Origin of the sequence: Pseudomonas sp. LjRoot277 (genome assembly GCF_964253845.1) — a bacterium.
Lineage (GTDB): Bacteria > Pseudomonadota > Gammaproteobacteria > Pseudomonadales > Pseudomonadaceae > Aquipseudomonas.
This window is the reverse complement of record NZ_CAXURI020000001.1, coordinates 6680834-6703527: the sequence shown is the minus strand read 5'-3', so window position 1 is coordinate 6703527 and position 22694 is coordinate 6680834. Positions and strand designations below refer to the sequence as shown.

10 protein-coding genes and 1 pseudogene are annotated in these 22694 nt (G+C 60.3%); 3 read left to right on the top strand and 8 right to left on the bottom strand.

Annotated elements, in window-relative coordinates; translation table 11 throughout:
• Positions 1–105 precede the first annotated feature (105 nt).
• A pseudogene (locus ACSQ87_RS30925) lies at positions 106–451 on the bottom strand (sigma factor-like helix-turn-helix DNA-binding protein); the annotation flags it as partial.
• A 242-nt stretch (positions 452–693) separates the two neighbouring features.
• On the opposite strand from ACSQ87_RS30925, the gene ACSQ87_RS30920 reads away from it, so the two are divergent.
• Positions 694–2574, top strand: a complete 1881-nt coding sequence (locus tag ACSQ87_RS30920) for a methyl-accepting chemotaxis protein (RefSeq protein ID WP_223433168.1) — start codon at positions 694–696, stop codon at positions 2572–2574.
• A 144-nt stretch (positions 2575–2718) separates the two neighbouring features.
• Here the strand turns inward: ACSQ87_RS30920 and ACSQ87_RS30915 are convergent, their stop codons facing one another.
• The 5 genes from ACSQ87_RS30915 to ACSQ87_RS30895 all read right to left on the bottom strand — a co-directional run bounded on the left by ACSQ87_RS30915 (position 2719) and on the right by ACSQ87_RS30895 (position 9729).
• Positions 2719–3186, bottom strand: a complete 468-nt coding sequence (locus ACSQ87_RS30915) for an SRPBCC family protein (protein WP_415772549.1) — start codon at positions 3184–3186, stop codon at positions 2719–2721.
• 22 nt (positions 3187–3208) lie between these two features.
• The gene (locus ACSQ87_RS30910) at positions 3209–6625 is read right to left on the bottom strand and encodes an amino acid adenylation domain-containing protein (RefSeq protein WP_436275067.1); all 3417 of its coding nucleotides are present in this window, start codon (positions 6623–6625) and stop codon (positions 3209–3211) included.
• A 13-nt stretch (positions 6626–6638) separates the two neighbouring features.
• Positions 6639–7568 carry a diiron oxygenase gene (locus tag ACSQ87_RS30905; protein WP_223433171.1) on the bottom strand — a complete coding sequence of 310 codons (930 nt, stop codon included), beginning with the start codon at positions 7566–7568 and terminating at the stop codon, positions 6639–6641.
• Positions 7565–8341: a DUF3050 domain-containing protein gene (locus ACSQ87_RS30900; RefSeq protein ID WP_436275066.1), complete on the bottom strand. Its 777-nt coding sequence runs from the start codon at positions 8339–8341 to the stop codon at positions 7565–7567. Before ACSQ87_RS30900 ends, ACSQ87_RS30905 begins: the two co-directional genes overlap by 4 nt.
• A gap of 677 nt (positions 8342–9018) precedes the next feature.
• Entirely contained in the window at positions 9019–9729 is a 711-nt protein-coding gene (locus ACSQ87_RS30895) for a GntR family transcriptional regulator (RefSeq protein WP_223433172.1), read from the bottom strand.
• 231 nt (positions 9730–9960) lie between these two features.
• On the opposite strand from ACSQ87_RS30895, the gene lapG reads away from it, so the two are divergent.
• Together lapG and lapD are read left to right on the top strand one after the other, a co-directional pair.
• Positions 9961–10653 (top strand): cysteine protease LapG, encoded by a 693-nt coding sequence (gene lapG, locus ACSQ87_RS30890; protein ID WP_223433173.1) that lies wholly within the window; start codon positions 9961–9963, stop codon positions 10651–10653.
• Between the two features lie 14 nt (positions 10654–10667).
• Complete coding sequence (gene lapD / locus ACSQ87_RS30885) at positions 10668–12620, top strand: cyclic di-GMP receptor LapD (protein ID WP_436275065.1); 1953 nt, start codon at positions 10668–10670, stop codon at positions 12618–12620.
• A 60-nt stretch (positions 12621–12680) separates the two neighbouring features.
• Here lapD and ACSQ87_RS30880 read toward each other — a convergent pair whose 3' ends face one another.
• Positions 12681–13019 (bottom strand): tryptophan synthase subunit beta, encoded by a 339-nt coding sequence (locus ACSQ87_RS30880; RefSeq protein ID WP_123369205.1) that lies wholly within the window; start codon positions 13017–13019, stop codon positions 12681–12683.
• Positions 13020–13167: 148 nt separating this feature from the next.
• A complete protein-coding gene (locus ACSQ87_RS30875) occupies positions 13168–22542 on the bottom strand; it encodes a retention module-containing protein (protein WP_436275064.1) in 9375 nt (3124 codons plus the stop codon).
• Positions 22543–22694 lie beyond the last annotated feature (152 nt).

The following is a 22694-nucleotide window of genomic DNA, read 5'->3' as shown; positions in this document are numbered from 1 at the left end:
GAATTCCAAAACCCCTGTCTGCTAATGCAGACAGGGGTTTTGTCGTTATGGGCTCGCTAAACGCCGGTTCACCGCGCCGATTCAGCGACAAGTTATCCACAGGCATCACTGCTCATACCGAAGCACGTAGAAGAGATACAGCGGGTCGGCGCACATAGCGCTCCATTGATCGCAGAGACAAACCCATTTGCTTAGCGATGTGTTGGTGGGTAAACCCTTCGCACTGCGCCAGCAGAGACGCCTGACGCACGTTCGGCTTCAGGCCTTCGAGCATGCAGGCAATACTTTCCAGCAACTCAAGCCCTAATGCCCGCGCTTCGACACTCGCGGGGCGGACTAGGGCAAATGGGCAATGGTTTCCAGGTAGGCGCGTTCGTTTTTTCACACCGCCAATGGTCGATCACCAGGCACGGGCGATCGTTCGCACAAAGGCGCGGGAAATTTGCAACTGCTGTACGAACTACCGCTACCACAAAAGGATTGATCAGCCGCTCTGGCACGCCGTTCGGCGGGTATCTGACAGGAATGCCGACCATTTCGTACAAACGCCTAAGTTTTCTCCGGTTTGTGCCGACAGCCTGATAAGACATGCGTGCACCAAAGTAGAGCGGCCACAGAGCCCTGCCTGCGCTGTTACATGGAATGTTGCAACCCGGAACGCATCCCCACTTTTTGCATAAGAAGTCCCATGAAATGAATCTCAAATTCAGTCATAAAATCCTTCTGGCCGCCTCCGGCGTCGTGGTGCTGGCTTTTGCGTTGTTCACTTTGTACAACGACTATCTGCAGCGAAACACCATCCGTCAAAACCTTGAATCGAGCGTCCAGCAGGCCGGCGATCTGACCGCCAGCAGCGTGCAGAACTGGATGAGCGGCCGCGTGCTGGTGCTGGAAAACCTCGCGCAAAACGTCGCCCATCAAGGTGCCAATGCCGACCTCCCGGGGCTGGTCAGTCAACCGGCCCTGACCTCGAACTTCCAGTTCACCTACGTTGGCCAGTCCAACGGTGTATTCACTCAGCGCCCAGACGCGAAGATGCCTGACGGTTACGACCCGCGTCAGCGTCCCTGGTACAAGCAGGCCGTGGCTGCCGACAAGACCATGCTGACCCCGCCTTACATGGCCGCCGTCGGTGGGCTGGTGGTGACCATCGCCCTGCCGGTGAAAAAGAACGGCGAGTTGCTCGGCGTGGTCGGTGGTGACCTGAGCCTGGAAACGCTGGTGAAGATCATCAACTCGGTGGACTTCGGTGGTATCGGCCACGCATTCCTGGTCAGTGCCGACGGTCAGGTGATCGTCAGCCCGGACAAGGACCAGGTAATGAAAAACCTGAAGGACATCTACTCGAACGCCGGCGTGCGCATCGAGAAGGGCAATCAGGAAGTCACCCTGAACAAGCAGGACCGTATCCTTTCGTTTACTCCGGTCAGTGGTTTGCCGAATGCCGAGTGGTACATCGGTCTGTCGATCGACAAGGACAAGGCCTACGCACCCCTCAGCCAGTTCCGTACTTCTGCGCTGATCGCGATGTTCATCGCCGTGACGGCCATTGCCGTGCTGCTGAGCCTGCTGATCAACGTGCTGATGCGTCCGCTGACCACCATGGGCCGTGCGATGCAGGACATCGCTCAAGGCGAGGGGGACCTGACCCGACGTCTGGCCGTGGAAAGCAAAGACGAGTTCGGTGAGCTGGGTGGTTCGTTCAACCAGTTCGTGGAGCGAATTCACGCGTCGATTTCCGAAGTGTCGTCGGCAACCCGCCAGGTTCACGACCTGTCGCAACGGGTGATGGCTTCGTCCAACGCCTCGATCGTCGGCTCCGACGAGCAAAGCGCCCGCACCAACAGTGTGGCCGCGGCGATCAACCAGTTGGGCGCCGCCACCCAGGAAATCGCCCGCAACGCCGCCGATGCTTCCCAGCACGCCAGCGGCGCGAGCGAGCAGGCCGATGATGGTCGTCAGGTGGTGGAGAAAACCATTCTGGCGATGACCGAGTTGTCGCAGAAAATCAGCCTGTCCTGCACGCAGATCGAAACCCTGAACGCCAGCACCGACAACATCGGGCACATTCTGGATGTGATCAAAGGCATCTCTCAGCAGACCAACTTGCTCGCGCTCAACGCGGCCATCGAAGCGGCCCGCGCCGGTGAAGCCGGTCGTGGTTTTGCGGTGGTGGCGGACGAGGTGCGCAACCTCGCTCACCGTACTCAGGAATCGGCGGAGGAGATCCACAAGATGATCACCTCGCTGCAGATCGGTTCTCGTGAAGCGGTGACGACCATGAACGCCAGTCAGGTCTCCAGCGAGCAGAGCGTCGAAGTGGCGAACCAGGCCGGTCTGCGTCTGGTCAGCGTGACCCAGCGCATCGGCGAAATCGATGGCATGAACCAGTCAGTGGCCGCGGCGACCGAAGAGCAGACGGCGGTCGTGGAAACTCTCAACGTCGACGTTAACCAGATCAACCTGCTGAACCAGCAGAGCGTGGCCAACCTCAATGAAACGTTGAAGGATTGCGATGCGTTGTCCCTGCAGGCGAACCGGTTGAAGCAGTTGGTCGACAGCTTCAAAATCTGATTCCGGTCAGTTAGACCGCGTTATCGTTCTTCGCGAGCAAGCCCGCTCCCACATTCAACCGCGTTTCTTCAGAAGAAATTCGGTCAAATGTGGGAGCGGGCTTGCTCGCGAAAGCGGTAGTTGAATCACCGCCAAACTTAGGCCTTACGCAAACAGCTTCAACACATTGTTCATCGAGTCATCGGCAAAGCCCTGCACGAAATCCGTGAACCCCGGCAACGCCTCGGCGCCGCCCTGTGCGGGTTCGGCGATGATGGTCCAGGTCGCTCGGGATTTGCCCGCGCCCAGCGGCTCAACACTCATCGCCGCCCACAAATTGGCCACGCCCAAAGTGTTGTAAATCGTGGTCCAGGTCATGTTCAGCGCCTGGTCATCCCGGGAGTTGAGTTGCTCGACCACCAGGTTGCCGTCCTTGAAGAACTTCTTGCGCAGGGAGGACACGCCTTCACCGGTCATCTCGATGTGCGACAGCGCCGGAATGAATTGATCGAAGCCGGCAAAGTTTCCGACCACTGCCCAGACCTTCTTGGCATCGGCCGGCACTTCCACCGAGGACACCACGTGGCAGCCTTGAGGATTTTTGATCAGGGTGTCGGGTTGTAGGGTTTTCATGGTTTTGCTCCGGTTGAGTGAATCAGATGAAGTTGATTTCTTTGAGGTAGTCGCAGCCGCGCCGCAGCAGCGCCGGGGATTTTTCCGGGTAATGCGCGCCCATCTGCCGCACGCCCGCCTGGGCGTTGGCGTGGCCGATCATTGAGATGTCGCCGATGTCTTCCTCGAAGCCGTTGAGGTAGAAACCAAGCACGCCGAACAACGCGTTGTCGCTGTCGACCCGGCCCAATTGCTGCTGCCAGTCGGCGACGCTGACCATGGAAAACTCCCGACCCGCCTCACGGAATGATGCGACGTAGTTGTCCCAGCTCAGAGGCTCGGGGTTGTGCAGGTTGAACACCGCTTTTTCTGATGAATAACGGCTGGCATGGAAGGCGATGAAGCGGGCCAGAAAGTCCACCGGCATCAGGTCGAAATTCAGCGCGAATTCCGGCACCTGGCCGAGCTGGATCGAGCCTTTGAGCATCAGCATCAAGCGATTTTTGTGAGGCTGGCAGACACCGGTGAGGCTGTTGAAACTGATGTTGCCGGGGCGATAAAGATTGACCCGAACGCCACGTTCGCGAGCGCGTTCGAGGATCCGCTCACCGACCCATTTGGACAGGTTGTAGCCGTTCTTGATGTAGATCGGCGGGGTCTGCGCAGCGGGCAATTCCAGCACCCGGCCATCGGCGGCAATCGTGCTGGAGGCCGAAAGCGTCGAGACGAAGTTGAAGATCTTTTTGCTGCGCCCTTCGCACAACCGAAGGCACTCGAAAATCGGCTCGACGTTGTCCCTCGCCAGCGACTCGTAATCGAGTACGTGATTGACGTTGGCGGCGTTATGCACCAACGCGCCGAACTGCCGATCCAGTCGCTCGTAAACATCCGCTTCGAGCCCCAATGACGGACGCGTAATGTCCGCCGCATAGACCCGCACCCGACTCAGGTCCAGATGCTCCAGACGGTTTTCTCGCAGCGCATGAGCAAACCGCTCGGCCGCCGATTGCCCACCGCCGTCGCGCACCAGGCAGGCGACTTCGCTGGCGCCCCAGGCGAGCAACGCTTCGACGATGTGCACGCCGACAAAGCTGTTGGCGCCGGTAACGATCACCTTGTGTACATCGCCCATGCGGTTGACTGGCAACGGCTGGATATCCAGTTCGCGGAAGGCATCGGCCAAGGCTTTTTCGCTCAATACCTCTTCGGTGCCGGAGCCGCGCACCAAGGTCGCCAACTTGGCGATGGTCGGCAATTCGATGAAGCGGTTGATCGAGATGCTGCGACCGAACTCTTCACGCAAACGTAAAAGCATGCGCGACAGCAGGATCGAGTGGCCGCCCAGATTGAAGAAGCTTTCATCGGTGGAAATATCGCTGGCCGGCAGCTCCAGCAGCTCGGCCCAGATCTCCAGCAACAGTGCCTCATCGGCACTGGCGGGCAAGCGCCGCAGCGTGTTTTCGGAAACATTCACGGGCATCGCCAGCAGCGCCTTGCGGTCGACCTTGCCGTTGCTGGCGAACGGCATGTTCGGTAGTTCGGTCCAGGCGATGGGTTGCATGTAATCCGGCAGAAACTGTGTCGCGTGAGCTTTCAGCGCTTCGCGAGCGGTACCGGGTTGATCTTCCTGAGGCTGCGCGAGGAAGGCCAGAATCCGGCGCTGGCTGTCGATGACCACCGCCACCTGGCGGTACAACTGACTGTCGCGCAGGCAGCGTTCGATCTCTTCCGGCTCGACCCGAAAGCCGCGAATCTTCACCTGATTGTCCCGCCGCCCGCACAGCTCGATGCCTTCGCGGGTCCACTTCGCCATGTCGCCGGAGCGGTAGGCGCGCAGGCTCTGGTCATTCGGCAGGCTCAGGTTCAAATAACGTTCGGCAGTCTGTTGCGGGTTGTTCAGGTAACCCAGGCACACACCCGGCCCGACGATGTACAACTCACCGACGGTCTGCTCGACCACCGGTTGAAAATCCTCGTCGAGAATCAGCACCTGACTGTTGGCGATGGGTGCGCCGAGGGTGCGGTTGCTGTCGCCGGTGCGCAGTTGTCGCGCGGTAATCAGCACCGTCGCTTCGGTTGGGCCATAGAGGTTGTAGAGGTTGCCCTGACGGGTGAGCTGCTCGATGACGTAGGGTTCGCAGACATCGCCGCCGGTCATCACGTGATCGAGGCAGTGCAATTGATCCAGCGGCAGGATGCTCAACAACGCCGGCGGCAAAAAGGCGTGGCTCAGTTGTTGATGGCGGATCAGCTCGACCAGTTGCAACGGATCGCGGCGCTGATCGTCGCCGGGCACGATCAGCTCGGCGCCCTGGAGCAGGGTCGGGAAGATATCGATCAGCGACGAGTCGAAACTCAACGACGAAAACTGCAGTACCCGGCTCTGTTCGGTCAGCTGCACATAGTCGGCGTACCACGCGGTGAAGTGCGCGAGGTTGGCCTGGCTGAGCAATACGCCTTTGGGATGGCCGGTGGTGCCCGAGGTATAGAGCGCCATGCACGGCGCATCTGGATCGGGTCGTTGGCGCATCAAGGGTTGATCGAGATCCACGTCACCGATGTCGATGCGGCTGATGTCGAGTCCCGGCATTTGCGCCGCGAGCGGATGCTCACCGTCATGCAGCAAAAACATTGCCCCGGCGTTTTCCAGAATGTACTGCTGACGTTGCAGGGGATGACTCGGCTCCAGCGGCAAGTACACCGCGCCACTGCCAAGAATCGCGAGAATTCCCGCATACAACGCGCTGCATTTTGGCAGGCAGATCCCGATCACCAACGGCCCGTGATGCTGAGCGAGCAACGGCTGCAAACGTTGCTGGAGGGCGCGGCTGTGGGCGTGCAAGTGCCGATAGTTCAGAGACGTGCCGGCAATGTTCAGCGCGGGTCGTTCGGCACACTGGATGAAGCGCTGCTCAAGGCGCTCGATCATCGGGATTTGGCTGAGCGCCAGCAGCGCGGGTGCCGCCGTGAGATTGAGCTGATGGAAAAACGCGAGGTTCTCCAAGTAGAGCAGATTTTCCACGTGCTCGAAGCAAGTGGGAGCAGCAGGGCCGGCCAATAGAAAATAGTCGGCATCGCGAGAGAAACGGCTGACCAGTAGCGCTACGTGATCGACCAGTTCTGCCACTGCACGCAGGTGCAATGCCTGACCGTTGCCCGAAGGTTCATCGGTGATCGGCACGCGAGTGAACAGCGTTGAACCGTACGTGCACAGCAGGTCCAGCGGCGGCAGGCCAGAAATCCCAGGCACACCGATACCCAGTTGCAGCGTCAGTCGCGGTGCATCGCCGACGTATTGAACCGGCAGGCTGGCGTCGTCGATCAGCAAATCAGCGTTACTCAGCGGCTGCTCGTCGACAGCCTTCAGGCGCACCAGAGAATGACCGTGTTGTTCAAGTTCCAGCGCCAGGTCGGTCAAGGCCTGGCTGTGTCCAATGAGCAGAATGTCGAGACGTCTCATGATGGGCTCCTCGTTAAACCAGGTAATCGCTGAGGGCGTCTTGCACGCACGGCGAATCGAGCAGCGAACTGCTTCGGAAAAACCGCACGATGTTGGCGACCAGCGGGTGATGGCGATTGATCGGGAAGGCCAGCCCCGAGACTTCGCTCTTCAGTGCGTGGCGTGCGCCATCGCTGATCTGCAAGGACTCGATCAGCCGGAAGTCGAACGATTTCTGAATGTCGTTGGTCAGGTAATGGCCGATGAACACCGGCAGGATGTGCGCGATGCAGCGGCGGTCGTCTTCGCTCGCGGTGTGCCAGTAGATGCGCACCAGCCGCGCCCAGAATCCGGAGTGGCGACCTTCGTCGAGCAAGTGGTCGGCCATCAGGCCCTTGATCGACTGCTTGACCGTGTCGTCCTTGGCGAACGCCGCGACATCGCCGGTCACGGTGTTCTCGGCGATGGCCACGCAGATCAATTCCACGGCGCTGCGCAGGTGTTCCGGCGCGAGCGCCACGGCCGCTGGAATGGCTCGGCTGAGTTCGATTTCATCCGGCAGTTCGATGGGCGTGATGCCGGTCATGGCGACGGTCTGTTGCATGAAGTCCATCGCCACGAGTGCGTGGTAATCCTCGTCCACCACCACGGTCATGGCGTCGTAGCGGCAGGCAAACGGGAAGGCCACGGCGAAGCGATTCTTGGCGATGCTGCGGGCGGTCTTGTCGACGATTTCGGTTTCGAAGATCACCACGTCGTTGATGAATTTGTAGAGCGTCTGCACCAGCGCAAAGTCGCGCTGCTCCGGGCATTCGCGCAGGAAGGTTTCGCTCAGCACCAACGGTTGGCGGCTCAACGGGTAGATCAGCTTGTCGTCGTTTTCCAGCACGCGCCGGGGGCGGGTACGGATGGTCGCGCGGCTTTCCCAGGCATCGGCGAAGGATTGGTAGTCGGCGGCGTTCATGCATTCACCTCGGCAACCGGTTCGCTCATGCTCAGGCGCAGGCCGTCCCACAGCGCGATGCGGCTTTCCACGGCAGCGATGGCGCTGGCGTAGACGTCTTCTTCGCGTTGCGGATCGCCATTGACCAGTCGGGCGAGGAGTTTTTCAGCGGCGGGGCCGTGGTCTTCGGAATCGACTTCGATGTGCCGTTCGAGGTAGTAACGGAAGGTCGGCGCCTGTTCGATGCCGATGCCCCAGTCATCAAGAATTCGCTGGAACATCTGCGGGATGACGCTCTCGCGACCATGCAGAAATGCCGCCGCAACGCTGTGCCCCGGCGCATGCAACGCGGTGTGCAACGTGTTGCGCACGAACTGCGCTGCCGCCGGATCGACGTCCACGCTTTGCAGTGCCACGTCGTAACTCACGCCTTCTTTTTGCAGCGCGACGAAGCGTTCGACCACCACCGTGCTGGCGCCAACTTCGCGCATGGCATCCAGGTACAACTCGAAATGGCTATAGTGACCTTGAGCCGGACGATCATCGGACTCTTCACCCAGCACGATCTCGTTGATCAAACGCGCCGCCTGCGGATCTCGCGGTGGCAGCCAGGGTAGCTGGACGCAGGTCAGTTCCTGTTGCAGGCGTTTGGTCAGTGACATGAAATCCCATACCGCAAACACATGGGTTTCCATGAAACGTTGCAATACCGACAGTGAGTTGATTTCAGAAAAGATCGGATGAGCGCTAAGTTCTGCTTTCTTCTGGTTGAGACGGTCTTTAGTCGGTTTCATGGGCGAGCCTATAAGTGAATTGGATATACCGTTGCGGTTTAATGAATAAGCGAGCGTCAGTTAAAGCTTTTCGCTGGCGAACGGAGGCCTCAAGCGAATTGATGTGGGTAAGTTGCAATGCGTCGTTAAGTGACGGCCGGGCGCCTGTATTGAAGGCGGCGGAGAAAAACTAATACATGAATAAAGTGTCGGGCAAGTTATTTTTATATTATTTGAAAGTTTAACTTTCTGGCGCGCGACAAGTTCCAATAAAACTTTTCATTTGAGTTTCATTTGGATGCAGTTACTCCTTCCGGCTTATATAAGTCAGAATTAAAATAAAGAGTGAATGCCTCACTCGAAGCAACTTTCTAACTGAGTCGTTGAAGTGAATTGAGGGGGTGGAAGTTGACTGGGATCAACGTCGGTTCTTCCTTTCCCGTGGCAAGACTCCTTCCGTAGGTTCTTGGTGCGGGGACTGCTCCGCTCGTGCGGTGCGTCGCCCGTTCATTATTTGTTGGCAGCCCAAGAGTGAGCGTAAATCACGACAGCCGCTATCACCGGCGCGTCATCGACTCGGAGTCATTGTTGGTTTTGAGAGGGGTAAATCGAGGGCAGGGCTTTGGAGAGGGGCGCAGCGCAGCGCGGCAAGCGAGAACGAGCAGTTCGATCTGCTCGCTCAGGCTTGCCGGCGCAGTTTACCTGGAGGTTTTCTTGTTCAGCGCTTCGGGGCTGTTGAGGTAGCGTGTGATGACCTCGACGCCCCGGTTGAGGTGTTGTTCGAGCAACTTCACTGCGCGCTCGACGTCCCGGTCTTCGACGGCCTGCAACAGCGCCCGGTGATCTTCCTGGGACAGTTTGCCCAGGCCCATGGCTTCCAGGTTGAAGCGCAGGAAACGCTCCTCTTCGTTCAGTCCGTCTTCCACCAGCCTCAATAGCCGTTGGTTCGGCGCCTTGCAGTACAGCGCCATGTGGAAAAGCCGATTGAGCCGGCCGATTTCGGTGTAGTTGTTTTCTGTTTCCAGTTCGTCGATGTAGCGGGCAGCCTGTTCGAAATCCTCATTGACCATTAACGGGATCGACAGGCGCAACGCTTCGGATTCCAGCAGGATTCGCAGCGCGTAGGTTTCCACGGCATCGCCCTGAACCAGCGGTGCGACCACGGCACCTTTATGGGCGATGACGTTGAGCAGCGCCTGGGCTTCGAGCTGGCGCAAGGCTTCGCGCACCGGCATGCGGCTGACACCGAAAAGATCGGCCAAATCTTGCTGACGCAGGGCGGTGCCGCAGGGTATGCGACCGTCGAGAATGGCCGAACGCAGGGTTTCTTCGATCACCGAGCGTGCCAGGTGAGCGGGAATCGGCCCGTTGACCTTGATGCTGTTCAGAGGATTGGGCTTCTGTGTCACAACTACGCACCCTGTTTGACTGAAATGAATTTGGATCCACGAGGACCCTAGTGACTGCCTGACAGGTTGTCAAACGGACAAAAGGTCGCCCTGACCTGGCCACGGTGTTTTTAATGACACCTGCCATACAAAGTTTAGCGCGCCAGCAGTGATCTCACCGTGCCATTGTCTTTTACCGGGCTAACCTGCACCATCGACCGATTTCCACCTGCCTGACCTGGATGCCTCGCATTGGCGGTACGTTTCGCGATCCCTCGGACTTTGCGCTGGCTGTGCTGCGCGTTGCTGCTGGCCGGCGTTATGCTGGGCGGGCTGCATGCCGATTGGGATTTTTCGCTGATCAGCCGTCGCGCGCAGGCATTGTACGGGCCATTGGGCGAAGGACAGCCACGCATTGATGCCTGGCAGCACTTATTGGTCACGCAAAAGCAAGTCGGCGAGCTGGAACAGCTTGAAGTGGTCAACCAGTTCTTCAATAAGCAGATGCGTTACGAGGAAGACATCGACCTGTGGCACGAGGTCGATTATTGGGAAACACCCATCGAGGCCCTGTGGAAGGGCGCCGGCGATTGCGAAGATTACGCGATCGCCAAGTATTTCAGCCTGCGTCATCTCGGCGTTGCCAGCGACAAGCTGCGCATCACGTACGTCAAGGCCTTGCGCCTGAATCGGGCGCACATGGTGTTGACCTACTACTCAAGCCCCGAGGCCATGCCGCTGGTACTCGACAGCCTGATCGATGCGATCAAACCGGCCAGCCAGCGAACCGATTTGCTGCCGGTCTACTCTTTTAATGCCGAAGGGTTGTGGTTGCCGGGCGCCAAGGGCAACAAGAAAGTCGGTGACACCAAACGCCTGTCTCGTTGGCAGGATGTGTTGAAGAAAATGCAGGCCGAAGGTTTCCCAGTCGAGACGACTAACTAGGAGCACGCGCTCAGATGTCCTTGTTCAAACAGCTGTTGATCGCTATCTGTCTGTTCCTGGTAATCGCCTTCACCGGTAGCTTCGTGGTCAGCCTGGAAAGCTCGCGCACCCAATACGTCAACCAGTTGCGCTCCCACGCCCAGGATGCCGCGACAGCATTGGCACTGTCCCTGACACCGAACATCGACGATCCGGCGATGGTCGAGTTGCTGGTCAGTTCGATCTTCGACAGCGGGTATTACGCGAGCATCCGCGTGGTCGACCTAAAGACCGATCAGACCATCGTCGAGCGCAGCGGCATTCCAGCGGTGAACAATGTGCCGAACTGGTTCGTCAAGATGATCGGGCTGGAGGCGGCCGGTGGTGATGCCCTCGTCAGCCGTGGCTGGGAGCAGGCGGCGCGGGTCGAGGTGGTCAGTCACCCGATGTTCGCGTTGGCCAAACTCTGGCAGAGCGCGCTGGGCAGTCTTGGCTGGTTACTGATCTGCGGGGCGGTGAGCGCGGTGCTGGGCGCGCTGTTGTTGCGCCGGCAACTGAAGCCGCTGGATTACATGGTCAAGCAATCCCACGCCATCGCTCGCCGCGAATTCCTCAGCCTGCCGCAACTGCCGCGCACGCCGGAACTGCGCCGCGTGGTGCAGGCCATGAACCAGATGGTCGAGAAGCTTAAAGCGCTGTTCCAGGAACAGGCCGAGCGCAGTGAAAAGCTGCGGGCCGAGTCCTATCAGGACAACCTGACGGGGCTGGCCAACCGTCGTTATTTCGAAATGCAACTGAACGCCCGAGTGAGCAATCCGGAGCAGGCGAGTTCCGGTTATTTGCTGCTATTACGGGTCAGGGACCTGGCCGGGTTGAACCAGCGGTTGGGCGGTCAACGCACTGACCAGTTGTTGAAAGCGGTTGGCGAGCAGTTGTCCCGAGAGTGCGCCAAATACCCGGAAACCCTGAACCTCGTGACGCGGATTCGCGGCGGCGAGTTCGCCGTGCTGGCGCCGGGGCTGGTGCGTGAAGAAGCGTTGCAACTGGCGCAGAACCTCGACAGCGCGTTGGCAAGCCTGCACGCGACGGGCGCCACCGACGTGGCCTCGGTGGCCTCGATCGGGCTGGCGCCGTTTGTTTATGGCGACTCCCCGCAAGCGGTGCTCGGGCTGGGCGATCAGGCGTTGGCTCAGGCGGAAAGCCAGGGCGATTCGAGCTGGGTCTGCCTGGATCACAGCGCGTCGGCCAGCGTCGGCGACGACCATCATGCCTGGCACAACTTACTGGAACAGGCGTTGAACGAGCAGCGCTTCGAGCTGTATTTCCAGCCGGTGGTGGCCGCCCAGGACACGCAGTTGGTGCTGCATTACAAGGTGCTGTCGCGTTTGATCGACGACGAGGGTCAGACCATTCCCGCCGGGCGCTTCCTGCCGTGGCTCGAGCGCTTTGGCTGGACCGCGCGGCTTGATCGGCTGATGTTGGAGCTGGTGCTTGAGCAGATGGCCGACCATAAAGAGTCGCTGGCGCTGAACCTGTCTTCAGCGACGCTGGCCGATTCGCAGGCGTTGAATAAAGTCTTCGACATCCTGCGTCAGCATTCGGATCTCGGGGCGCGATTGACCCTGGAAATCGGCGAGGAGCAGTTGCCGGAGCAAGCCATGCTGGAAGAGCTGACGCGACGTCTGCACGAACTCGGGTTCTCCCTGAGCCTGCAACGCTTTGGCGGGCGCTTCAGCATGATCGGCAACCTGGCGCGGCTTGGGTTGGCGTATCTGAAGATCGACGGCAGTTACATCCGGGCGATTGATCAGGAGAGCGACAAGCGCCTGTTCATCGAGGCGATTCAGCGGGCGGCGCACAGCATTGATTTGCCGTTGATTGCCGAGCGGGTCGAGACGGAAGGAGAGTTGGTGGTGATTCGTGAGATGGGGTTGTATGGGGTTCAGGGGCAGTTGTTTGGTGAGCCGAAGCCTTGGCAGCGAGGCTGATACCGTCATCGCGAGCAAGCTCGCGATGACGCCAGTAAAGGCACCGATCAAGGCGGAGTCTTAAATCAACCCCGTCTCATCATCATCGATCAATTGACTCAACCCGCCCAACGCCTCACGGGCCTGGGTCCGGTCCATCAGCTTGGCTTGTGCGGCCGGCGGCAGGTCGGTGACGCGGATCACCCCCTTGCTGGTCAACACCTGGATCAAGTCGTCGAGTACCCGGATCATTTCCAGGTCGCTCTGCTTGAGTTGTTTGAGGCTGGTTTCCACTACTTCATTGGCATACCAGGCCTGGATTTCATGGTGGTCGGCCGGCAGTGTTTCCGTGGCCTCGGCGTAGGCCGTGGCTTCCACGCGCACTAACTGACCTTGCGCATCGCGTTGCACGTAGAACATTGAACATCCCTCGGAAATGGACCGGCGTCATGCTGTCAGCAGCATAGGCCAACTGGACGCGAGTATGCGGTGCGGCGACGAAATCGTCACCGGGGTGTTGGGCGCAAACGTGACGGCCGCCCCATGAGGGCGGCCGTTTTTCGTTGGATCAGGTGTTGTTGTGATCGATTTTGATGGTCGGGTCACTGCCGGCAATCAACGAGTTGATGTTGGCGCTGGACCAGTTGTTGCCTTCCAGCTTGATCGTCACATCCGGTGCTGCCGCTGCGGCGTCGGCGCCGTTGAACTTGCCGGCGGAGCTGACTTGCAGGGACGAAACGCCATCCACGGTGATGATCTTCAGGAAGTTGTCGATGGTGCTGCCGGTTTCGCCCTGCAGCAGATCGCGCAAGTCGATGCGGTCACCCTCGCTGGCCTTGAAGTCCTTGATCACGTCGCTGCCAGTGTCGCCAGCCTTCCAGACGAAGGTGTCGGCGCCCAAACCACCCATCAGCGAGTCATTACCCGAGCCACCGAGCAGGATGTCATTGCCCTTGCCGGCGTCGAGGAGGTCGTTGCCACCCTGGCCGAAGAGAATGTCATTACCGGCACCGCCCAGCAGCGAGTCATTACCGTCATGCGCCCCGGACACATCGAGCGCGGTGTAGTGCTCGGTGATGAACTGATGCACGTTGCTGGTGGTGACTTTGCTGACGTCCACGCCGGTTTGCTGGGCGACGAACGCCTGCATCGCCTGATAACCCTCGCCGGCAACGCCGTTGAAGCTCACCAGATCGCCGAACAGGATGTCATTGCCATCGCCGCCATTGACCGTGTCGGCGCCTGGCATTGTCGCTTCGGTGTGACCGATGATCGAGTTGGCCAGGTCTTTCGGGTCGATGTTGGTTTGCGGTGTTTTATCCGAGTCGTACGGCTTCAGATCGCCAAGGGTGACGTCTTTGTTCAAACCAATGGCTTCTACCGTCGAGACCTTGCCCAGCAGCGCGAAGCTGTCGGTCGAGTTGTCGATGGCTTTGGAGCCGGTGCTGCTGCCGTTGCCGTCGCGATAGGACAGCTCGTATGTGCCGTTGCCCTCGGCATGCAGGGTGCCCAGCTCGTCGCTGCTCCAGTAACCACCCCATGAGTTCTTGTACGTCTGCAGCGTGACCGTGCCGGAAGTGTCGATGGTCAGGTAGTGAGTGCTGTCCAGATAAGCGGAGTAGCTCTGTCCCAATTTGTAATTGGCGGTGGTGATGACTTCATCGAGCTTCACGTTGCCGAACAAGGTCGGGTTGGTCGACTCACCGCTCTGGTAGTAGGTCGGCTTGCCGTCGGTGATGAAGTACGTGAGGTTCTTCGCCCCGGTGTTGGCTACGGCGTCGGCGCTCTGGAACCAGTTGGCCGTGGTTTTGAACACGTCTTCGTAGTTGGTACCGCCGCCGGACGACATGGAATCCAGAACAGATTTGAGTAAGGTCAGTGCGTTCGGATCCTTCAGGTTGACTGACACCGACCTGTTGATCTGGGTGTCGAAGTCCACCAGGAAGATATTCACCGTCCCCGAGTTGCCGCCCATGCTCTGTTTGAGGGTGTTGAACACCGATGTCAGCGAGTCCTTCGCGGCCTTGACCGAGGCGTCGTTCATACTGCCCGAGCTGTCGACCATGAACGCGATGTTGTAGTTGGTGCCCGGCACCACGGTCAGCCCGCCGATGTCGGCGACCATGATGTCGTTGCCGTCAGTGCCGGTGATGGTGTCATCCGCCGCCGTGGCGGTGGTGGCGTTGTAGACCGCCGGGTAAACCGTGACCGGGATCGTCGCGGTGCTTTGCGCCGAACCGCCGAGCGATTCGGTGGAGGTCGAGGTCACGGTCAGGTTGAACTGGCCGTTGTAGTACGGCGGCGGAGTGACGGTCAGGGTGCCGAGGTTCCAGCCCGTGACGTTGGCTTCGCCGGAGGTCGAACTGGCGGTGAAGGTGTGGCCGGCGCCATCGGTGAGTACCGAGCCCGCCGGGATGCCGCTGATTTTCACGCTCAGGCTTTCGGAGCCATCGATATCCGTCAGGGCCGTCTTGATCGCGGACAGATGAACGCTGGTCCCTTCCGCGGCTTCATTGCGTTTGTAGCCTTCGTAGTAGCCTTCGCCGCTGGTGCCGTGCAAATCGGACACTGTCACGCCGGAAGCGGCAAGGTCCGCGATGCCGGTGTACAGCGGCACGCCGGCGCTGCTCAGGTCGACCGCGGCACTGCCGTTGACCGACAGGTTGACGTCATAGTTACCCGGGCCGCTCTGGTTGTGGTGGTAAATGTCCAGGGTGTAGTAACCGCTGGTGGTCGGGGTGAACGAACCGTTCAGGCTGCCGCCCGCGCCCCACGTCGTGGCCGCCACGTTTTTACCGCCGATGGTCACCAGCAGGCTGTCGTCACCGGTGCCGCTGAAGGTGTAGATCTTGCCGGCTTCGAGGTAGATCAGCCCGGAGGTTTTCGATGCCGTGCCAGCCGCGACGCTGCCGTCGGACTGCACGTTGGTCACCGTGCCACTGGAGTTCGGTTTGCCCGCGCCGTCGATGACACTTTTCAGGGTATCGGTGGCTGCGCCGCTGCCATTGGTGCCGAGCGGCAGGCCGGTCCAGACTTCTTTGATCAGGCCTGTGGATTTGGCGCTGTTGTCGGCAACACTCAGGGATGGGGCGTCGGCCACTGGCGTGATGTCGATTTTGATCGTGCCGGTGTTGCCCAGCAGCGAGCCGTCGGTTGGCTGGAATTTGATCTGTGCGTAGTCGGCCTTGATGTTGCCCACTTCGGTGCCGCCGTAGCCATTAGCACCGGATTCGTTGGCGTCAGGCATGAAGCGCAGCTTGCCGGCATCGATGTCGGCCTTACTAAAGGTCTGGTTGAGCGTCACGTCTTTCCAGGTCGCGCCGTCCAGATACTGCAACTGGTGATCACCCGGCAGTTGGGTGATTTTCACGCCCAGGTTGGCGGCGGCGCTGTCGACATCACTGACGCCGAAGGTCGACCAGCCAAGGATCAGTGGCGTGTCTTCGGTGCCGGTGACGTTAACCGGTGCGGCGATCGGTGCGTCGTTCACGCCGACCACGTTGACGGTGGTGGTCGCGGTGTTGGAGTTGTTACTGCCATCAGTCACCGTCACGGTGATGATCCGCGGCACCGTGCTCGGGTCCTCACTGTTGTTGGTGAAGCTGATGTTTTTGATCTGTTGCGTGTAGTCGGCGCGCGTCGCGTTGCCCGTCAGGGTCAAGGTGATGGTGCCATCCGTGCTGGTGGGCGTGATGTTGATGCCGTTGACTTTATTGCCCAGGTTCAGTGCGTCGCCCGGCTGAAAGTTAGTCAGCACGATGGTAGCGCCGGTCAGCAGGGTGCTGTCCGGGTCGGTGATTTCCAGGTCGGTGTCGCCGATCGATACGCCCTGGCCGGTGGTGCCTTCGGTGAACGTCACATTGTAGTTGGCACCCGTGGCGCCGCTGGAGTTGTTGGCGTCCAGGTCGAGCACCGGTGGCGCATCGTTGTCGATGATCGAGGTGCTGACGCTGCCGTTGGAAGCGCTGATCGCCAGGTTTTCGAAGTTTCCGCCGGTGGCCGAGTCGATCTTGACCACGAAGTTTTCAGTGCCTTCGGTGAACCTGTCGTCCAGGGTCGCGACGTTGAAGCTCGCAGTGCTGCTGCCCGCCGGGATCTTCACGGTGTACACACCGGTGAAGTCCGAACCGTCGGCGGCGGTGCCGCTGTAGGTGATTTTCAGGGTGACTTCAGTCTGCGCCGGGTTTGTCAGGCTGACGGTGTAGCTGGCGGTCTGATCTTCGGTTACCGAGGTGCTGCCGCTGATGCTGATTTCGGTCTTGTCGAAGGTGTCGGTGACGTTGGTCACTGCCGCCGTCGGGCTGGTGACCAGGTTTTCGAAGTTGCCGCCGGTGGCGGTGGTGATCGTGGTGCTGACTTTGCCGGCATCGATGTAGGCATCGTCTTTTGGCGCATCAACGCTGACCTGGCCGGACACCGTATCCTTGAGGATGGTGATGGTCGCGCCGTTACTAAGTTTTACCGTCATGTCGCTGCCGGCGGCATGGGACAAGGTCGCGGTGTAGACGATCTGGCCACCTTCAGCCACCGACCCAGTCGCGCCGAGGCTGACCGTCGTGGTGTCAGCCGTATCGGTAATCGAGGTGTCCGCCGACTTGCCGTTAACTTCCAGCTTCTCGTAGTTGCCGCCCTTGGCATCGTCGATTTTGACGCTCAGCGAACCGCCACCCACGAGGGCATCGTTTGGCGCGGTAAAGTTAACGCTGGCGCTGCTCGATCCGACCGGAATGGTGATGGTCTGGCCGTTGGACAAGGTCACGACGACCGGCGAACCAGTGACTTCAGCCGACACGGAGGCGGTGTAAACCACGGTGCCGCCTTCGGCCACCGTGCCGTTGGCGGTCAGGCTGACTGTTGAGGTGTTGATCGTGTCAGTCACTTCAGTGACAGCCGCCGTCGGGCTGGTGACCAGGTTTTCGAAGTTGCCGCCGGTGGCGTCCTTGATGGTCGCTTCAACTTTGCCCGCGTCTTTGTAGACGTCGTCTTTCGGTGCGGCAACGCTGACATGGCCGGACACCGCATCCTTGAGGATGGTTATGGTCGCGCCGTTGCTCAGCTTCACGGTCATGTTGCTGCCAGCGGCCTGGGACAGGGTCGCGGTGTAGACGATCTGGCCGCCTTCCTGCACCGAGCCGCTAGCGCTCAAGGTCAGGTTGGTGGTGTCAGCAGTGTCGGTGACTTTGGTGACAATGGCTGAGTGATCAGTGTCCAGTTTTTCGAAGTTACCGCCGGTGGTTTCCTTGATCGAGGCAAGGACGTCCGCTGCGCCGGTGTAGACATTATTCGGTACGGTGAATGACGCAGAGCCGCTGGACTCGCCGGCCTTGATGTTGATCACCAGACCATTGTTCAGGGTCACGGTCATCGCCGTGTCCGCTGGGTGGTTCAGTGTTGCGGTGTAGTTGATCTGACCACCTTCGCCGACGGTGCCCACGTCTGCGCTGAGTTTCAGCGTGGTGGTGTCGATCGTATCTTTGACGGTGGTGATGTGCATGGCTTTGTTGACGTTGAGCTTCTCGAAGTCGCCGCCGCTGGTGCTGTCGATGCGGACGGTGATTTTGCTGCCGTCCTTGTAGACGTCATCGGCCGGTGCAGGAACGGTAATGGAGCCCGACTTGTCGCCGGCCTTGATCACGATGCTTTCGCCGTTGCTCAACTTGACCGTCATGTCGCTGCCAGCGGCATTCGTCAGGTTGGCGGTGTAGGTGATGTTGCCGCCTTCAAGCACCTGACCGCTGGCGGTCATGGTCACTTTGGTGATGTCCAGGGTGTCGCTGATGGCGGTCGAGGTCGGGGTCTTGTCGGCGACCAGATTCTCGTAGTTGCCGCCGGTCACATCCTTGATCGCGTTGGTCAGCGGCTCGTGGCCGATCAATGCATCATTCGGGGCTCTAACGGTGATCGAGGCTGTGCTTTCACCGACCGGGATGGTGATTTTTTCACCGTTGGCCAGGGTGACGACTACGTCCTTGCCGGTGACCTTGGAGGTCACGGAAGCGGTGTACACCACGTTGCCGCCTTCGGCTGCGGTGGGCGTTGCCTTCAGGCTGACCGTCGACGTATCGAGGGTGTCAGTCACCGCAGTGACTGCTGCCGCCGGGCTGGTGACCAGGTTTTCGAAGTTGCCGCCGGTGGCGCCTTTGATGGTTGCTTCGACTTTGCCGGCGTCTTTGTAGACGTCATCGGCAGGTGCCTTGACGGTGACGGAGCCGCTGGTAGTGTTGGCGGCGATGGTGATCACCGCGCCGTTGCTCAGGGTGACGGTCACTGGTGTGCCGGCAGCGTGGGTCAGGTTCGCGGTGTAAACGATCGAACCACCTTCAGTCACCGACTCCGTCGCGCTGAGGCTGACCGTCGTGGTGTCAGCCGTGTCGGTAATCGAGGTATCCGCCGACTTGCCGTTAACTTCCAGCTTCTCGTAATTGCCGCCCTTGGCGTCGTCGATTTTGACGCTCAGGGAGCCGCCGCCAGCGAGGGCATCGTTCGGTGCGGTGAAGTTCACGCTGGCGCTGCTGGCGCCAACCGGAATGGTGATGGTCTGGCCGTTGGACAAGGTCACGACCACCGGCGAACCGGTGACTTCCGCCGACACGGAGGCGGTGTAAACCACGGTGCCACCTTCGGTCACAGTGCCGTTGGCGGTTAGGCTGACCATCGACGTATCGAGGGTGTCAGTCACAGCAGTGAATGCTGCCGCCGGGCTGGTCACCAGGTTTTCGAAGTTGCCGCCGCTGGCGTCCTTGATGGTCGCTTCGATTTTGCCGGCGTCTTTGTAGACGTCATCGGCAGGTGCCTTGACGATGACGGAGCCGCTGGTGGCATTGGCGGCGATGGTGATCACGGCGCCGTTGCTCAGGGTGACGGTCACGGGTGTGCCGGCCGCATGGGTCAGGTTCGCGGTGTAAACGATCGAGCCACCTTCAGCGACCGAATCGGTAGCGGTCAGGCTGACCGTCGTGGTGTCAGCCGTGTCGGTAATCGAGGTATCCGCCGACTTGCCGTTAACTTCCAGCTTCTCGTAATTGCCGCCCTTGGCGTCGTCGATTTTGACGCTCAGCGAACCGCCGCCGGCGAGGGCATCGTTCGGTGCGGTGAAGTTCACGCTGGCGCTGCTGGCGCCAACCGGAATGGTGATGGTCTGGCCGTTGGACAAGGTCACAACCACCGGCGAACCGGTCACTGGCGCGTTGACCGAAGCGGTGTACACCACGGTGCCGCCTTCAGCCACAGTGCTGTTGGCCGTCAGACTGACTGTCGACGTATTGAGGGTGTCGGTCACGTCGGTAACCGCTGGCGTCTTATCGGCCACCAGGTTCTCGAAGTTGCCACTGGCAGTCTTGGTGATGCTGGCTTCGACTTTGCCGGCGTCTTTGTAAACGTCATCCTTCGGGGCGGCGAAGTTCACCGAACCGGTGGTGGCACCCTTGGCGATGTGGATCACCGCGCCGTTGTTCAACGTCACGGTCATGGCGGAGCCAGCGGCATTGGTCAGGGTCGCGGTGTAGACGATCGAACCGCCCTCGGCGACCGAACCGGTGGCGCTCAGGCTCAGGCCGGTGGTATCTACAGAATCGGTGACGGTGGTGACCGCCAGCGAATGGTCGGCGACGACTTTTTCGAAGTTGCCGCCGCTCTGGCTGGCAATCTTAGCCTGGACTTTGTCGCCGTCGATGTACGGAGTGTTAGCCGGTGCGGCGAAGTTGACCGAACCGGTGGTGGCGCCGGCGGCGATGTTGATCACGGCGCCGTTGTTCAACTTCACGGTCATGGCCGTGTCTGTCGGGTTGCTCAGGGTCGCGGTGTAGGTGATCTGGCCACCTTCGCTGACGGTATTGCTGGCCGACAGCGACAGGGCCGTGGAGTCGACCGTGTCTTTGACGGTGGTGGTCACTGACGCTTTGCTGATGTCGAGTTTTTCAAAGTTGCCACCGCTGGCATCCGTCATCGTTACGGTGAGCTTGCCGGCATCCTTGTGGACATCGTCGCTTGGCGCCGCGATGGTCACCGAACCGCTGGTTTTGCCGGCGTCGATGGTGATGGTCTCGCCGTTGCTCAGCTTGACGGTCACCGGCGTTTGCGCGGCGTTGGTGAGGGTCGCGGTGTAGGTGATGTGCGAGCCTTCGAGTACCGATTTTTCAGCGCTGAGCGTCAGGTGCGTCGTGTTGACTGTGTCGGCCACGTTGGTCACGGCCGGGGTCGGGCTGGTGACCAGGTTTTCAAAGTTGCCGCCGGTGGCGGTGGTGATCGTGGCGCTGACCTTGCCGGCGTCGATGTAAGCATCGTCCTCCGGGGCGGCGACGGTGACGGAACCGCTGGTGGCGTTGGCGGCGATGGTGATCACGGCGCCGTTGCTCAGGGTAACGGTCACTGGCGTGCCGGCAGCGTTGGTCAGTGTTGCGGTGTAAACGATGGAGCCGCCTTCAGCAACCGAATCGGTAGCCGTCAGGCTCAATGTGGTGGTGTCAGCCGTATCGATAATCGATGTATTCGCCGGCTTGCTGTCGACTTCCAGCTTCTCGTAATTACCGCCCTTGGCGTCGTCGATTTTGACGCTCAGCGAACCGCCGCCGACGAGGGCATCGTTCGGCGCGGTGAAGTTCACGCTGGCGCTGCTCGATCCGACCGCAATGGTGATGCTCTGGCCGTTAGACAGGGTCACGACCACTGGCGAGCCGGTAACTTCAGCAGACACGGACGCGGTGTAAACCACGGTGCCACCTTCGGCCACAGTGTCGTTGGCGGTCAGGCTGACTGTCGAGGTGTTGATCGTGTCGGTCACCTCGGTCACTGCCGGGACAATGCTCGGGACCAGGTTTTCGAAGTTGCCGCCGGTGGCGGTGCTGATCGTGGCGCTGACTTTGCCGGCGTCGATGTAGGCATCGTCTTTCGGCGCCGCGACGGTGACGGAGCCGCTGGTGGCATTGGCGGCGATGGTGATCACCGCGCCGTTGCTCAGGGTAACGGTCACTGGCGTGCCGGCAGCGTTGGTCAGTGTTGCGGTGTAAACGATGGAGCCGCCTTCAGCAACCGAATCGGTAGCCGTCAGGCTCAGGCCGGTGTTGTCGGCCGAGTCGGTAATGGTGGTGACCGCTGGCGTGGTGCTCGGCACCAGGTGCTCGAAGTTGCCGCCGGTGGCGCCAGTGATCGTGGTGCTAACGGTGCTGCCGTTCTGATAAACGTCATTGGCCGGGGTGTCGACGTTCACGGAGCCGGTGGTTTTGCCGGCTTCGATGGTGATGATCGAGCCGTTGGACAACGTGATGGTGACCGGCGTCTGCGCCGGGTTGGTCAATGTCGCGGTGTAGGTGATCTGGCCGCCTTCGGTAACGTTGGCGCCGGCGGTCAAGGTGACCGTGGTGGTATCAACGGTGTCGGTGACCTGGGTCGCGGCCGGGGTTGTCGGCGTGGCGCTCAAGGTCAGGGTCGATTCGCGCTGCACGTTGGCGATGGTATCGGCCGTCTGGCCGCCGATGGTGTTCTGTGCAGCCAACGCGGCAGTGCCGATGCCCGCAGTCGGGAAACCAATGGTCGGGTCCACCCGGCCAGCGGTTGCATCCAGCATCACGAAGCTATGGCCGCCACCTGCCGCGCCGCCTGTGCCGGCAGCCGTCGGGCCGGCCGCAGTGGCTTCAAGATCAGTGGTCGGGTCGGCGCCGGCAGCGATGGCTTGCTGCAGCTCTTCAACCGATGGCGCGGCTTGTGCGGTGGCTTGTGCAAGGTCAGTGCTGGAGTCCGGATCGCTGCCGCTCCACTGAGTGTCGCGGCCCAGGTCCAGGGTCCGGCCGTCAGCCAGTTCGAGCGTGACGGCGCCTGCCGCGCCAGTGTCTACCTGATCGCCGACAAACAAGCGGTCGCCTTCAACGAGCACGCGGCGGACGCCCTCTGGGGACACCGCGAAAACCTGACCGACAATGCTTTTGACGATGGCCACAACACTGCTCATTGAAGACTCTCCGGGTGTCGCATTCAGTTGACTTCCATGGACTTGACGGCGTGTTTGCCAAATAGTCCGGACGTACTTTCAAAGGTATTCAAAAATCCAACTTTCCGACACGCGGTCATTCCGGTTGTCATCATTCGATGCAGCGGCAGGTT